This window comes from Paraburkholderia sp. UCT70 (genome assembly GCF_050434085.1).
Classification (GTDB): domain Bacteria; phylum Pseudomonadota; class Gammaproteobacteria; order Burkholderiales; family Burkholderiaceae; genus Paraburkholderia; species Paraburkholderia tuberum.
This window is the reverse complement of record NZ_JBNPVZ010000004.1, coordinates 4,162,242-4,177,835: the sequence shown is the minus strand read 5'-3', so window position 1 is coordinate 4,177,835 and position 15,594 is coordinate 4,162,242. Positions and strand designations below refer to the sequence as shown.

Annotated in this window: 12 protein-coding genes and 1 pseudogene; 6 read left to right on the top strand and 7 right to left on the bottom strand. The window is 59.2% G+C overall.

Going from position 1 to position 15,594, the window contains the following annotated elements:
- Positions 1-3: 3 nt before the first annotated feature.
- From dmeF to OKW41_RS44960, 5 genes are all read right to left on the bottom strand, one after another.
- Entirely contained in the window at positions 4-1,296 is a 1,293-nt protein-coding gene (gene dmeF, locus OKW41_RS44980) for a CDF family Co(II)/Ni(II) efflux transporter DmeF (RefSeq protein ID WP_429576395.1), read from the bottom strand.
- Between the two features lie 8 nt (positions 1,297-1,304).
- Positions 1,305-1,583 (bottom strand): metal/formaldehyde-sensitive transcriptional repressor, encoded by a 279-nt coding sequence (locus tag OKW41_RS44975; protein ID WP_429452564.1) that lies wholly within the window; start codon positions 1,581-1,583, stop codon positions 1,305-1,307.
- A gap of 1,051 nt (positions 1,584-2,634) precedes the next feature.
- Positions 2,635-3,147 (bottom strand): hypothetical protein, encoded by a 513-nt coding sequence (locus OKW41_RS44970; protein WP_429452566.1) that lies wholly within the window; start codon positions 3,145-3,147, stop codon positions 2,635-2,637.
- 307 nt (positions 3,148-3,454) lie between these two features.
- On the bottom strand, positions 3,455-3,928 hold the full coding sequence (locus tag OKW41_RS44965; protein ID WP_429452568.1) for a hypothetical protein: 474 nt from the start codon (positions 3,926-3,928) through the stop codon (positions 3,455-3,457).
- 128 nt (positions 3,929-4,056) lie between these two features.
- A complete protein-coding gene (locus OKW41_RS44960) occupies positions 4,057-4,404 on the bottom strand; it encodes a response regulator (RefSeq protein WP_429452570.1) in 348 nt (115 codons plus the stop codon).
- Positions 4,405-6,351: 1,947 nt separating this feature from the next.
- Here OKW41_RS44960 and OKW41_RS44955 point away from each other — a divergent pair.
- A complete protein-coding gene (locus OKW41_RS44955) occupies positions 6,352-6,783 on the top strand; it encodes an HU family DNA-binding protein (protein ID WP_429576394.1) in 432 nt (143 codons plus the stop codon).
- Positions 6,784-7,104: 321 nt separating this feature from the next.
- Here OKW41_RS44955 and OKW41_RS44950 read toward each other — a convergent pair whose 3' ends face one another.
- Both OKW41_RS44950 and OKW41_RS44945 read right to left on the bottom strand, forming a co-directional pair.
- Positions 7,105-8,370, bottom strand: a complete 1,266-nt coding sequence (locus OKW41_RS44950; RefSeq protein ID WP_429452574.1) for an MFS transporter — start codon at positions 8,368-8,370, stop codon at positions 7,105-7,107.
- Positions 8,371-10,303: 1,933 nt separating this feature from the next.
- Positions 10,304-10,605: pseudogene (locus OKW41_RS44945) on the bottom strand (SOS response-associated peptidase family protein); the annotation flags it as partial.
- A gap of 262 nt (positions 10,606-10,867) precedes the next feature.
- Here OKW41_RS44945 and OKW41_RS44940 point away from each other — a divergent pair.
- From OKW41_RS44940 to istB, 5 genes are all read left to right on the top strand, one after another.
- Entirely contained in the window at positions 10,868-11,020 is a 153-nt protein-coding gene (locus tag OKW41_RS44940; protein ID WP_164862532.1) for a hypothetical protein, read from the top strand.
- 191 nt (positions 11,021-11,211) lie between these two features.
- Positions 11,212-11,406: an aldo/keto reductase gene (locus OKW41_RS44935; RefSeq protein WP_429452577.1), complete on the top strand. Its 195-nt coding sequence runs from the start codon at positions 11,212-11,214 to the stop codon at positions 11,404-11,406.
- Position 11,407: 1 nt separating this feature from the next.
- A complete protein-coding gene (locus OKW41_RS44930) occupies positions 11,408-11,899 on the top strand; it encodes an aldo/keto reductase (protein WP_429576393.1) in 492 nt (163 codons plus the stop codon).
- Positions 11,900-12,907: 1,008 nt separating this feature from the next.
- On the top strand, positions 12,908-14,449 hold the full coding sequence (gene istA / locus OKW41_RS44925; RefSeq protein WP_429571339.1) for an IS21 family transposase: 1,542 nt from the start codon (positions 12,908-12,910) through the stop codon (positions 14,447-14,449).
- 14 nt (positions 14,450-14,463) lie between these two features.
- Positions 14,464-15,222, top strand: coding sequence for an IS21-like element helper ATPase IstB (gene istB, locus OKW41_RS44920; protein WP_429571338.1), 759 nt, complete (start codon positions 14,464-14,466; stop codon positions 15,220-15,222).
- Positions 15,223-15,594 lie beyond the last annotated feature (372 nt).

Here is a 15,594-nt window from a genome sequence, read left to right as displayed (position 1 = left end):
TTCTCAAGCCGTCGCCCGGGTAGGATTCACCTCGACCGTTACATGCGACAGGTCCTTGAAGCGCTTGAGGGCCGAGTGATAGAAGCTCGGGCTACGTTGCGATTCATTGGTCGCAACCGATACCACGGCACTCATGTGACCAGGACCCACGCGCCATACGTGAAGGTCGAGCACCTTGTCACCGTTGTCCTCAATCACGTGACGCACGTTGTCAGCCATCTTCCGGTCGGGGTTCATGTCGAGCAGAATTCCCCCCGTGTCGCGCACCAGACCGTAGGACCAGTTTGCAATCACCAACGCGCCGGTGACACCCGCGAGCGGGTCCATCCAGAGCCAGCCGAACGCGCGTGCCAGCACGAGGCCGATGATAGCTAGCACCGATACCGCCGCGTCGGCCATCACGTGAATATACGCGGACCGGATGTTGTGGTCCCGCGTCGCGGCCTCATGGACGTCATCGTGACTGTGCTCATGCTCTTCGAATTCGACTTCATGCTCGCCATCCGGCAACCGGACGATGGCCTTGAACGCGTGCGGTTCGGGGATGTCCTCTTTCGATTCCAGGTAGCCACCCCGGTCAGCAAATGCGAAAGGCTGCCGCGTACCATCGGGCCGTATTGTCGTCACAGAGATAGCGGCTGCATCGAGCTTCGAATTTGAAGTCTCAGGCGAGATGCGGAATACCGGAGGCACACCATCTTCAAAGATGGACACAGCGAAAACACCAGACGGCGCGAATATGCGTTGAACCTCGTCTTCGTGCGCATGCTCATCGTGGCCATGACCATGACCATCGCTATGTCCGTGACTGTGACCATGGCTATGTCCGTGATGGTCACCGCTCAGCAACCAGACACTGGCGATGTTGACGAGCAGCCCGACCACCGCGATTGGAATCGCTTCGCCGAAGTGAATGGGCACAGGCGAGAGGAACCGCGAGACGGCTTCGTAGCCAATCAGCAGGGCAATCATCGCCAGCACGATGGCGCTGGTGAACCCTGCCAGGTCACCGAGCTTGCCGGTACCGAAAACAAACCGCGAATCAGTCGCGTGTTTGCGAGCGTATGTGTACGCCAGCGCCGCAATCAGCATCGCGCCCGCGTGCGTCGACATATGCAGGCCGTCGGCGACAAGCGCCAACGACCCGAACATGCTACCGCCGACGATTTCAACAAGCATCATCGCGCTGCACAGCGCAATCACCGCCCACGTCTTGTGCTCGTTGCTCTCGTGACCTGCGCCCAGAAAGATGTGGTCGTGGCCCGCCCCGAAAGCGGTGTTTTCAAATTCGCTCATCTCTGTCTCTACTTGAAGTAGCTGTGGACCACTTCGATTAACTGCTCTGTCGCACTACCGTCGCGGCCATCGCCGGCTTCGTCCGCGTCGACCAGATGGGTGCGGATGTGGTCCTCGAGCACTACCGCCAGCAGACCGTTCATCGCGCCCCTGCAGCTCGTGATTTGCTGAAGGATATCGTTGCATCCGCGCTCTTTCTCAAGCGCACGCTCGATGGCCTCAACCTGTCCCTTGATGCGACGGACTCGGTTCAGAAGTTTCTGTTTTTCGCGAACGGTGTGACTCATGATTGGCCTCCATATACCGTGGGGGAGTATATCTCGGAAGTTAATTCCGTATAGGGTGGAGGGGTATAGTTAGTCAGGTGTGACTATCGGGGCTTACGGGGGCAAGATTTGACCTATGATTTGTGAGAACAAGTATCCGTCGGGCGACGCTCCTCGCGACTTGGACTGGATGGGGGTGGGCGGTGCAAGAGCCGAACGCAGACCACAACACCCTGCTCGCTTCCTTGCGAGTAGTGGCGGCCCAATATGGCGACATCCACGAACGAGCGATGTTCGGATGCCCGGGGGTTTTTTGCAGGTACGGCGATGGCCGCCTGTGTATATGGCGACCTGATAGTACTCAAGCTGCCTGCAGACCGCGTCACTGCGCTACTGCAAACGCCTGGTTGCTCGTACTTCGAGCCATACGACCGGGCACCGATGAGGCAATGGCTGGCATTTGGCGCAGGCAGCCCTGCATTTGATGCCCTCGCGGACCTGTTTAACGAGGCTGTGTCATTCGCGCAGACGCCATCTCTTACCAAGAAACGGCACGTCAAGGCACCAACGAAACGATAGTTCCGTCTATCGTTCGTGGCGCCAGTTCATGAGCTCGCACCGCATATCCGTCGCACCGTTGTATCTTCCTGGTTGTTCACAGATTTTGTCGGCAAGGCTGTGGATATCCTGAGTATGCAATCGCCAACTTGTTGATGCGACGGTGATTTCTGGGGGTGCATCGTTCTTCGTGCAATAACAGTCGCCTCCATCGCGACCGTGGACTAATGGAAGCAGCGGAGCTGCCGCCGCCTGGCCTCACTTTCTATCGCGCGGGCAATAGGCAGTCAAATTTCGAGGTCCGCGCTCTTCCGCTGGCAGATAGTTCCGCTTAACTTCATACGTCAGTTGAATTGATAGTGGAGGTGTTGAAAAGACTCGTCGACATGCAATGGAGGCTGAAACTGGTCACCGCACGGTCCGGACGCTGCCGAGCGTTGGCGAGCTGCGTCCAGTTCACCCACGGCCTCAGCTGTCGGGGAACTGTTGAACACGAGCGCATCTCTGATAGCGTTCAATGCGAACGCCCGTGACCGCCGCCACCGCCCCAGTATTGGCCGCCGCCCATACCACGGCCTGGGTATCCGTGCCCACCCCAGCCGCCATGACCGCCCCAACCGCCCCGATATCCATGGCCCCAATAGCCGTGGTGGCCCCAGTAGCCGTGGTGACCCCCGCCGTAACAGCAGCCGCCCCAATAGCCGAAGCTCAGTGACACCGATGGTCCCCACCACGCGGGCCAGCCGTAGTACGGATACGCGACGGGGTAATACGCAGGCACGACGAAGAGGGGCGCGGCTGGTGCGATATAGGTGTTCGTCGATGCAGTTACATCTGACGCGGCCGCACCGGTCGCGGCTGCGTCGGTCATCGAGAAAGGATATTGCTGCTGCGGCGCTGCCGCCGGCACTTCGCCGTCCGGAACGTAGCCGTAGGGCACGTAGTAGTAGCAACCGGACAAAACTGCGGACAGGACCACCGCCGCAACGACGCCGCCCGCGCGCGCCGTTGCATCCAGCGTTTTCATGACCAGCTCCCGGGTCTGATGCGACGTAACTTTCGCCGCGCCTTTAATACAGTTAGCTTACTTTAGCAAGCAGGATGCCTAGCGTCGCGGGGTTCATGCGCATCTGGTTGCGGCCGCCGGGAGCGGTCGCGAAACGTCGGCCATTCATCAGTAGTCGTCGGCGCGGGGGCTCGGTTCGGAGAGTTACGACTGTAAAACGCTTTCGCCTACAGCGCGGAGTATGGCGCACGACACTTCTTGCCCGGGCCGAAAGCCCCACTGCCGTGCGACAGCATTCGACGGCGGCAAGCCAGGCGATGAAGAGCCTTCAGGCCAGCTCTTTAACCTGTCGCGTCGCCCGCTCCGAAGCAAGGAGACCCTCGAGCATCCGGGCCTCAGCTTTCGCGATGTCGCTGAGGGAGGCTGCGTTGAGTTGCTCACTGAATACAGCAAGAGCGGTGGATAAAGCCAGGTAATCTGCATCGCAGACACGCCACCCGCCGCCTGCGTGCTCTTCGGCGTTGATACGCATGAGCGCGGCTTGTCCCGATTCAATGTCGCCCGCCGCGCTTGCCCGATGAACGAGCCGTCCGAGTTCTTCCGCAATCAGGAGGGTTCGACCAAGCGCTGAAAACAGGTCGCGTGAGCCGTGGCCCCGTCGGAAAGCATCCAGTGCAATGTAGCACCGCAAAAGCATCGCCTGCGTCACAGGCTCAAGCGAAGCCTGGCTGTAAGTCAGCGTCCGCAGTAAAGGTGACATTGCCGGGCGGCTGTGTTTTCGAGAGCGAATTTTGCGGTTCACGTTCAGTTGTCTGGTAGCGCGGTAAACGGCCAATATGTTGAGTTAGATGGACGAAAAGCAAGATGGCTGCACGACCGCTTTTTTTTGCCGAGTCTCTCAAGGTACCAAGAGCGCGGCTATGGCGCGCTTCAACCTGAGAGCAACGACTCGAATTCCTTGAGCGATAGCGGCTTCGAAAGTTGGCCATCAAAGCACGACATGTCGAAGCGCTCGCGGACGTCGTCATACGCGGTCATTGAAAAGATGCGCCGGGACGCATATTTCTCGGATGCACGGAGCCGCAGGCACAACTCGTGGCCGTTAATGTCGGGCAGTCCAATGTCCAGAAGAATGAAATCGAAAGCGCCGTCACCGCCGGCCGCAACCAATGCATCAGCACCGGAATACGCCTTCGTCACAGCATGCCCCATCGAGCATGCGACGTCGGCCAGCAGGTCAGTTGTAGCGCTGTAGTCGTCTACCAGAAGAACTTTCATCGGAAAGTACTCCAACATGCAGAACACGCGAGATCCGTCGCTCCACCTTGCGATGTCATACAGTTCTGTGCCGCGATTAACACCCACGCTGAGTACCATTGCACCGTCCCCGCGCAAGGTGCTTACTCGTCCTGGAAGTCGCTGCACCGTCGCACGTCTCCCTCGTCGCGCGAGACTTAGATTCTATGCGCTCGGGGCATTTTCCAGCAAAAGCCTCGGCCACATAGCCGGTTAACACTACGCTTTCGCCACAACAGTCATGTCGACATGGCGGCTCAGCGCGGGACTTTGGCGTATGTTCTACACGACTGCAATTGTGGCGAGATTACGGAAAGAAAGAAGTAGGTACAAGGCACAAACCGTAAAGCCGACAAACGGTTTGACCCTTGCAGGGCAAAACCGTTCTCTACCGGAGCCTGGGTTTCGGGCCGTCGATGCTTACCCGCGCGACCGGTCCTGATGGTGAACCTGGTGATGGTGAGGCTGATAATGGTGCCGCACAGGGGCATGCCGGTCGTCGCGGTGCATGTCAGCGAACGACACTGCCGGGGCAGCGAAGGTGGTTACGATGAGAACAGCAAGAGCTTTCTTTAAAACGTGTGTCATGGAAATCCTGTTGGCAGTAAAGGAGTGTCAGGTGAGCGATGCAATCCCTGAAGCGCACGCGATGCTCGGACAGTTTAGCGCAGTGACCGTTCAAAATCGAGGGATGAGCTATGGGCAGGTACGAGCCAGCACGCACCGGCCGCCGTGCTTGATTCGCTCGAAGATGAACGCACCCAACGGGAGCGGATGAACGGAATGTTACGCACCATGATTGCGGCGTGTGTTCATGTATCCCATATCAGACGAGAAGCGAATGTGGCGGGAACGCGGCAATGCCTGCCTTAGACCACTGGAACCTTAGTCGACGAAGCGCATCTGGCCGGTTTGAAGTCGGATTTCGTCCTTTTACGAGAAGGCCTTCCGCTTGTTCCTCAAGGAGCTCGCTTCCTTATTCTTTATAGGAAAAGGGGCTCCTTTAATAACTAGAAGACTCTTTTTTGGAAGCTGTAGGTAGGGCGGTTTAAATGTCGGGGCTGGCGGTAGCCGTCTTCAGCGTGCTGAAGTGCCTTGGTCTGCGACAGTCGCAGCGCTCAGTTCAGTGCTGCGACTTCGTCGCCTATCAGACGGCTGCAGGCGGTCTGAATGTCGTACGTCGTACAGACCTTGAGTTCCTCTCTGAGCTGCTGTCCGCGCAGCTCGGCGACTGCGTCGTCCAGCGCCGTGCCACATGCTCATCCTCCCTCGATAGGACTCTGTCCATCGGTAACGGTCGAGCGGCGTTCGGTTAGCCCGTTCGCCGGCTCCATCGCAGCGACTCGCATCCAGCCGGTTACGCCACCAACCTTCATCCCGTCGTGCATCAGGTTGTCCGGCGCACCAGCGTCTATTGCGGTGGCGAAGCGGCCGGAGCAATCGAAGGCGCCGCTGGCAGTACGGTGTAGGACGGGCATGGGAAGCCGGACAGCCCGAACGTTTATACCGTGATTTCGTCCGTCGGCGTCATTTCCGTCTCCATCGTGTCTGCCGCGTTGGCGGGCGGGCAAACGCAGCCACGCTATTTCAAGGATAAAAAGCCGTGTCGAAACGTCAAGCTAAAGCGCGTCGCAGGTGACGTCCGACTGCCAGAGAGCAGGTCGGTACGATGGTTCGGCCATCATTAAGGTCCCACTCGAAGCCACGGTCCGTAGGATTTCACTGGCCGAATGTCCCTAAAGCAGAGTACAGGTCACCGCTTTATTAACTTCTACGCCAAAAATCCCTTGATTTAAGGCCTCAGACGTTGCGCCTTCATGCCTGTCTTGTTACGCTGGCGCCCAACCCGAGGTTTTGTACCTTTGCGTTAGTCGGTGACGATGCAAAGGCAAAGGTCTTGGGCAACCTTTGACTAGAAGCGAGGAACTCATGGCAACTACCACCACGAAGAAAACTGCGGCTCCGGCCACGAAGAAAGCGGCAGCTCCGGCCAGCAAGAAAGCTGCTGCACCAGTTGCGAAGAAGTCTGCTGCGGCTGCTCCCCTGAAACCTATCAAGGACTCTTTCACGAAGGCATCGCTGACCATTCACCTGGCCGAGCGCTCAGGCGTCGAACCGAAGGCGGCCAAGGCGTTGATGGCGGCGCTTGAAGAAACGTTGCTCGCATCGATTCACAAGAAGGGCGCGAAAGAGTTCACGCTCCCCGGCCTGCTGAAAGTTGTCGCGCAAGACGTACCTGCCAAGAAAAAGCGCTTCGGCAAGGACCCGTTCACGGGTGAAGACAAATGGTTCGCGGCGAAGCCCGCTTCGGTGCGCCTTAAGGTGCGCCCGCTGAAGAAGCTGAAGGACGCCGCGCTGTAAGCGAAAGTGTTCTGACGTGATAGCGCCCCTCGCGACCAAAATCCGGGGGGCGTTTTTATTTGGCGGCGCACGACATCGGCGTACCAATCGGAAAGCGCGCCGTTTCGTGAGTGAACCGGCTCTGGGGGAGCGCCCGTCATTTGCTTCTCAAGGACGGGGCGCGCGCGTGAATATGCCGCACGACACTTCTCGCCCGGGCCGAAAGCCCCACTGCGCTGCGAAGGCGTTCGACGGCGGCAGGCCTGGCGATGAAAAGCCTTGCGAGCATCCCGTCAACTGGATGCTGGCGGAAGCTGACTGCACCATCTCATCTCCCTTGCCTCAGGCCTCGACGCATTCCTTTTGAGGTTCGCTGGTGACAGGCTCATGTGCGGAGGGCTCGTGACTGTTGTCGCGAGAGCTAAAGCCTGCCAGTGTTATTAGACCAAGCAGCGCGAGCGCACTGCCGAGCCAGAAGTCGGCAGGAATACCGACACGGTCGACAATCGTGCCGCCGACGGACGACCCAACAGCGATGGCAACCTGGATAATGCCGACGAACAAAGCCGAGCCCGCCTCGGGCAAGTCAGGAGTCGCGTCTTGCATCCAGACGCTGAGACAGAGTGGAATAGCGCCGAATGCGATGCCCCATGCCATCACCGCGGCAATCGCGGCCAGAGGGACGCTCTTGAGGAAAGGCAGAATCAGCAAAGCGCACAGCAGGAGAACCGTCACGGTCGCAAGCGAACGCTTGAGTCTGCGCGCCACAATTGCTGACACCGCGAAGTTGGAGACAAAGCCGACGATGCCAAAACCCAGCAGAACCAGGGTGATGGTTGACGCGCTGAAAGCCGCATCCTGCAAAAACGGGGCAATGTACGTGTAAGACGAAAAGTGGGCGCCGAAGACGAGCACAACCATCAGCAGGCTCTTTCTCGGGAAAGGACGCCGCACGACCTCGACAAGGTCGGCGAAGCGCAGCGCAGCCTTTGACGGAAGCGAAGGCAGCAACACAATCTGCAAAATCAGCGCGACTGCTACGAGCACTGCGGTCGCGATGAACGATACACGCCATGACGCCAGCCCCGCGATGAATGTTCCCAGCGGCACGCCGATGACCGTCGCGCAGGTTACACCCGCGAAGATGGCAGCTGTCGCTCGCGGAGCCTCATACGCTTGGACGAGTCGCCCTGCAGCTGCGAGGGCCAGCGTCCAGAAAGCGCCGAGCCCTGCGCCAAGGAGTGCGCGACCAACCAGCATGAGCGAAAACGTGGGAGCAAATGCTGAAAGCAGGTTCGACGCGAGGAGCATTACTGACAGCATTATCAGAATTAGACGACGGTCGACCCGCCCAGCTCCCAACATCATGCCGGGTGCAGAAATGGCTGCCATGATGCCGGGTATTGTCACCATGAGTCCTGCCGTACCCGGCAAAACGCCGAACGTGTGTGCAACCTGTGGCAACAGACCGACCGGCAGAAACTCCGTGGTCACAAATGCGAAGGCACCGATGGTTACCGCACCTACTGCCAGCCATGCTTTCAACGGCGACGGGTCACCGCTATCTGTTGTTGAGATGTCGTCCGAGGGTCTGTTCTGAATTTGCATATTTCAACTTCAAGTCGATGAATGGGTGACTTGCGCCAGCGCAGGATTTAAATTCTCCATTGCGAACTTTTGTCGCATGGCTTTCCCGCTCGAACCAAACTGCCACGGGGCGGATACACGCGGAACGTTGCGCCATGGGAAGGCGCAGCACTTAAAGCTGCTTTCAGCGCGGGTTAGCGGGCCGCCACCATATCATCGACTGTAGAAATATGCAGACAGAGTGCAATTACCGCGCGGCGTAACGCGCTCGAACAATTGCAAGATGGGCAAAGTCGCTTGTGCAAACTTCGCCGACAAATCTTGGCCACCACGACAACCCTTGCTTAGTCCGACGACATGACGCAGGCCGTGACACTCCACCCAAACAGCACCATGTGACGCAGTTTTCGTTTATATTTCAGGCCAGCCGAGACCGCCCGCCGACCCGCAGCAGGAAGAGTTGCCGCCCCCTCGGGCTGGCTACGTCAGTGGTTGTTGCTCTGTGCCGCGCGCAGTCCGGTCGAACCTCCTGCCAGCAATCTCGCAGCTGGGCCTAACAGCATGGAATCAGGGCCGTCGGAGCACGGACAGTGTACGCAAAGCCGACCAGGCGAGCAGGGCAGTGCCTCGTGCGTCCGGATAGCTCCCTGCGGCCGCACCGACGTCGACTTACCTTTTGAAAGGGTGGCGGCCGTTCGATGACCCGCCTCCAACCATCCCGCACGAACAGTCAATGGTTAGGATGGACGCCATTGCCATTATGTCAACGCCACCACGCACAGCAGGTGGCCCACCGCGCGATAACCCACTTCAGAGCTTGCCCTGTTGTGCTTGTCCTGCGTGCAGTTATTCCACCTCCGGAGTAGCAGTCCCACGCGACTCGGGCAGTCACTCGGCCACCGCCCCGCAAACACATGCCAACTCGCTCTGGCTTATCCCGATTGCCCAACTTCCGAGGCCCATGTGGCGAAACGACGCACGGGCTTTCGTCCTCATCCCCGAGCGGGCGGACAAATTTGTCCCTTCATGCACGCGCCAGCGAGTTCGATGAACCAACCGCCAATGCTTTCCAGTGCCCGCCCAATGCCGTGTGCCTTGACTGTTTTCAGAAACGCTTCCCGAATTTTCGCAACCGCAGTGCCTGTCACATAGTTTCCTCTCGGCAAAGATAGGCACACACCCCAGTGAACTTGAGCACATCAGCATGTGGCGTGTAGCAAGCGACCCTGCGAACTCAACAGGTCCCGAGCCTCGCAGCCGAAAGGCCGGTTCCGTCTGCATATGCTATACAGCCTTTCCACGAACTTTTGCGTGTGTCACACCGTGAGCCTATCTTTCCTGAAGCACTGGTTGAGTAGTCCGGCTAGCGTGGGCGCTGTTGCGCCCTCTTCGCGATATCTTGCAGACGCGATGGCCGAAGACGTGAGGTCCTTCGACGCAATAGTGGAAGTCGGAGCAGGTACGGGCGCCATTACCGAAGTCCTGGTGCGGAAGCACCCCCAGGCTAGACTTGTTTTATTCGAGCTCGCCGAAGGTTTGGCCGCGAAACTTGCGCAGCGCTACCCTCGGGCGGAAGTTATCGCGGGACCGTTCCACGAAAACGCGAAGGTGCTGCAAGGGCTTCCCGAGCGGACCATCTTTATATCAGCGCTCCCGTTCCGGTCGTTGCCGGCAAGTGTTATTGCCTTGACCGTTGACACGCTTGCCCAATCGTTGCGAGTCGCTCCTGTTCGCAAGCTGGTCCAGTTTACATACCAGCCACGCGCACCTTTTACTCCACCCGCCGGTTTCTTCTGGCGTCGCTGCAGGACCATTTGGCGCAACGCGCCACCAGCCAGTGTGTGGCAGCTCATCCAGGTCTGATTCAAGCCGCCTTGTTCGGGCCCAGCCCTCGCTTACCGTCTATGGACGCGAGGGAACCGAATGGAGTGTCGCCAGGGCGACGTTCCGAGCGTTCCGGGTTGTCACGGCCCGCGTTGTAAGTGCTCGGGCACTTCACGTCGTACGACGCATGCTTGCCAGCAACGCGGCACTGGTAGCGCATGGGCTTGATGACCCGTCGGGCCACCTCCTCCACGACAAGGACTCGCGCATAGTGTCCCGGAAAGATACGCGAGTCGAGTGCATTCGGCTCGGTCGGTCGGATGTCATCAAGCTTGCCAAGGTCCACTCGATTTTGTCGGTCGCGATGCGTTTGCTCTCAGTAGCGCCTCTTGAGGCCCTGCTTTGCAGGGACCGCTCGGCATCGGCCAGGCGGATGCATGCTTGTTGAGGTCTGCTCGGTGCATGGCTCGCAAGCGAGATTAGGCCAAACATCATAAATTGGGCGGTGGTCGCGTCATTCGTGGTGACGGCCGTATGGATTCTCATCACGAACAAGCTCGACGACGCTGATGCGGTCCCCACGACGCATCCAATTGGCGTCCTTGGGACCACGGCGCTGGCGTTCTTCGTTGTGGAAATAGGCGACAAGACACGAATCGTTACTAGGCGACACGCGGGGCCACAGGAGATTGCCATGTTCATCTATTCGATACGTTATCGCGATGTCTGCGGCCGCTGGTCGGTTGCGTTCGTACAGGCCGCTTCACAGTCCGACGCTGAGGCGATTGCAACCCGCCGTTATGGCGCTTTCCATTCCGCCAGCCGAGCCGGCTCACAGCAAGCATGACTAAGGCAGCGTAGATGCTGGACTTGAATCAGCTTGGGGGGAGCATCAATGGAAGCTTTGAAGACACAGGGAATTGAACTTCCACGCGTCGGATTTGGCACATTCCGCATGCCGGGTGGTGGCTGCCAGCCGGTAGTCGAGAGTGCGCTCGAGCTTGGATATCGACACATCGACACATCGACACTGCCGAGATGTATCAGAACAAGGAAGCCGTAGGCGCCGCGATTGCCGCCTCGGGTCTCGCACGCAAGCAACTACATCTGACGACCAAGGTATGGCACGAGAACCTCGAGTCGGAGTCGCTCCATCGAGCACTGGACGTCAGCCTCGGCAAGCTTGGTGTCGACTACGTTGACCTGTACATGGGTGCATTGGCCGTCGCGTGACATGGACCTCGGCACCGTCATGGAAACAATGCAAGGCTTTCTGCAGAACGGCACAGTTCGCTCAATCGGTGTGTGCAATTTCAACGTGACGATGCTGCGAGAAGCCATCGAGGAAATCGGCGCACCCATCGCCTGCCACCAGATTGAATACCACGCGTTTCTAGACCAGTCGAAAATGCTGGGCTACTTGCGCGAGAAAAGCATTCCACTCGTCGCCCATGCCCCACTTGCACAAGGCAGGGCCGCGAGCGACCCTGTACTACAAGGAATCGGGCTCAAGCATGGCGTGACCGCTGCCCAGGTTGCACTCGCGTGGCTTCTGGAACAGGACGGGGTGGCCGATATTCCTAAGGCTCAACGCCGCGAAAGTCAGAAATCCAATCTCGACGCGCTGGCGGTGAAACTCGACGATGATGACCGGCAAACTATTGCGGTGTTGCCGAAGAACCACCGTTTCGTCACTCCGCCGTTCGCGCCGCAGTGGGATACATAAGTGTTGTCTTCCTGTCGCAGAGTCCGTCCGCTAGTCATTGCCGCAGCGCTAGCGCGCAATCGACGTTGATTCATCGACATTTATCACATCGCACCCCCCTATCTCGGAGCAGTCCATGTATTTGCTAGCCGCCTTCGTAGTCAACCTCTCGCCCAAGGCACGGCCCTTCATCGCTCCAAGTCGAGCGCACCGAGGGCATCCATTTTTCCGAGAATGGAGTGGGTAACCTGTGCTCCGTAATCGCACGACCGCATTGCCAATATATGAGTGCAGCGGCCGAAATCGCATACCCGGTTATTGCTTCAGTTCGTCCAGGTTATCGTAAAGTTCACCTCCTCGCACCCGACCTCAATGCGCTCGCGTTTGCCGCTCAAACCCGCTCAGATTGTCAACCTCGCACTTAAACCGTACGTTGCCCTGGATTGGATTGAACGGTGTGGACTATGTGGGGAGTCGGCAAGTGTGCGCATCAAATCGAGTAATGAGGCGACGAAATGATGTTCAGACACCTGGCATTTTCACTAGGGCTTAGCGCCATTCGCACTTACCCTTTCGGGGGCAGCTATGGCCCGCGTCGATGTCGGACCAGATATCGGGGTTCCCGCGCCTGTGTATGGGTCACCGCCGCCCTCCTTGTGATTCTCGAAGCTGGGGGATGTCGATGAAAGCCGGAGAATATGCATCTAGCACGCTTACCTGCATTTGCATCCTGGGAGGCGCGTGGAACGGGCTGGGGATTCATGGATTCGAGGGCGTATACGACGACTACGGCGGACTTCGAGCGTTTGACGACTTCGTCGATGTGCGTATTCCACGCCAAACCGAACACCAATTCCACGGCGAACCGAGCACGGATTCCACAGCAAGCCGAGCGTCGATTCCACGGCAAATCGAGCAGGGATTCCGCGACTGCCCGAGCGCGATTTCCACGCGTAACCGAGCGGTAAGCTGGAGGGACGGCAACGCGGGATAACCATGGCACGCTTGACGATTTTGTCGAGCGAGCGAATGTCGAATAAAAGGTTATCCATGCGTCAAATCAAGGAAGTGCTACGCCTGCGCTTTGTGTGCCAGCGTAGCCAGCGTGAGATCGCGACGACGATAGGCGCATCGAGCGCGACGGTCTGGGACTATCTGGATCGCGTACGGCGCGCACAACTGGACTTCGAGAAGGCGATGACGATGGAGGAGACAGCGTTGGATGCGCTGCTATTCCCGCCGCCGCCGTCGTCAAGCCGGACACGGCCGATGCCCAATTGGCCGATGGTACATCGTGAGCTCGGCAGGAAAGGCGTGACGCTTGACCTGCTATGGAACGAGTACAAAGCGCAGGAGCCCGAAGGCTACGGCTACAGCTGGTTCTGCAAGTATTACGAGCGATGGGCGGCAGCGTTGCCGGTCACGCTTCGCCAGACGCACACGCCCGGGGAGAAGCTGTTCATCGACTATTCGGGTAACAGGTTGGGCATCGTCGATCCGCACACCGGCGAGATCCGTGAAGCAGAGGTATTCGTCGCGACGCTCGGCGCATCAAACTACACCTACGCCGAAGTCACCTGGACCCAGCAGCTTGAGGACTGGATTGGCTCGCATGTGCGCGCCTTGAACTTCATTGGCGGTTGTCCCGAGATCCTGGTCCCCGACAACCTGAGGTCCGGCGTGCACAAAGCCGACTTCTACGATCCGGTTCTGAACCGGACCTATGGAGAGATGGCCGCGCATTATTCCGTGGCGATCATCCCAGCCCGCAAACGTCGGCCCCGTGATAAAGCGAAGGTCGAGCAGTCGGTGCTCCTGGCGCAGCGCTGGATTCTGGCACGGCTGCGCAACCAGCGGCTGTTCAGCCTCGACGAAGCCAACCGCGCGATCGCGGCACTCCTCGTTGAACTGAACAACAGGCCGTTCAAGAAACTGCCCGGTTGCCGCCGCAGCGCCTTCGAGGAACTTGATCGTCCGGCACTTCGTCCGCTGCCAGACAGACCCTACCAGTATGCGCAGTGGAAGGTTGCTCGCGTCGGCATTGATTACCATGTCGAGCTCGACGAACACTTTTACTCCGTCTCATACAGCCACGCCCGCGAGCAGGTGGAGGTGCGCCACACGAAGACGACCGTCGAGATCTTCCTGCGCGGTCAGCGCATTGCCGCGCACGCGAAGAGCGAGCGCCGCGGCCATCACACCACGATCGCCGCCCACATGCCGGCGAATCATCGGGCAGCGACCACCGAGTGGAATCCGCAGCGGCTGATCAACTGGGCCATGGAGATCGGCCCGCACACCGCCGCAGTCATCGAACACCTGCTTGGCGGTCGCCAGCATCCACAGCAGGCTTACCGCGCCTGTCTGGGCGTGCTGCGCATGGGCAAGGACTATGGCCATGCGCGACTGGAAGCCGCCTGCCAGCGTGCCATTGATCTTAAAGCGCCGAGCTATCGGTTCATCGCCTCGACGCTGAAGAACGGTCTGGAGAACAGGGCCGACACGGCCGCCGCCCAGACCGAATTGCCGCTCGCGCATGCCAACGTGCGTGGACCGTCTTACTACCACTGAAAGGAGATCATGACATGCTGCATCATCCAACTGTCGAGCGGCTGCACGAGTTGCGCCTGTTCGGCATGGCCGCCGCGCTGGCCGACCAGCAATCCCAGAGCAGCATCGACCAGCTCGGCTTCGAGGAGCGCCTGGGGCTGCTCGTCGAACGGGAAGCAAGCGAACGTCAGTCGCGCCTGCTCACGGCGCGGCTACGCCGCGCGAAGCTGCGTTTCCCGGACGCGGTGCCCGAAGACATCAACTACCGCGAGCCCCGTGGACTGGATCGTGCGCTGCTCGCCCGGGTGCTCACTGGCGAATGGGTACGGGCGCACCAGAACATCATTCTGGTCGCACCAACCGGGCTCGGTAAAAGCTGGCTTGCATGCGCGCTGGTCAACCAGGCGTGTCGCCAGGGCTTCTCGGCCTGCTATCTGCGCATGCCGAAGTTCAACGAGGAGATGGCCATCGCGCACGGCAGTGGGGGCTACGCAAAGCTGCTGGCACAGTTGGCCAAGACCGACATCCTCGTCATGGATGACCTGGCCATGGCACCGCTGTCAGATGCGGCGCGGCGCGATCTGCTGGAGGTGCTCGACGACCGGCACGGCCGGCGCTCGGTGATCGTCACCAGCCAGATTCCAGTCGACAGCTGGCATGCTGCCATCGGAGATCCGACGCTCGCTGATGCAATTCTCGACCGGCTGGTTCACAACGCGCATCGCTTCACGCTCTCAGGCGAATCGATGCGCAAGCGCCGAAATAGTTTGACCGCCGAAGGCGGGAAGGAGTAAAAAAACTCACCCCGCGTCGCCATGTCCGCAGCGCTCGCTTTGTTGTGGAATGCCTGCTCGGTTTCGCGTGGAATGCTTGCTCGCTTTGCCGCAGAATGGCCGCTCGATTTGCGTGGAATATGCAGTCGATGCCTTCAGATGGGTCGTGGACACGTATCCGTATATTTGCTACGACTCTCTCCGCGATATGGTGGTGACTGTCACGGACGATTCTGGTTACGGCAGTGATGACCCCGATTGCGCATTGCTGACGATGCGGATGCCGGACCCCGAGACGCTTCGCGCCTGCTACGACGAGCACAGGGTCCGAATGGAGCGCGCGGCTGATTAGCGCCGCTTTACAGTGTCGCGGCGGTCAATTCTTGTGTCGGA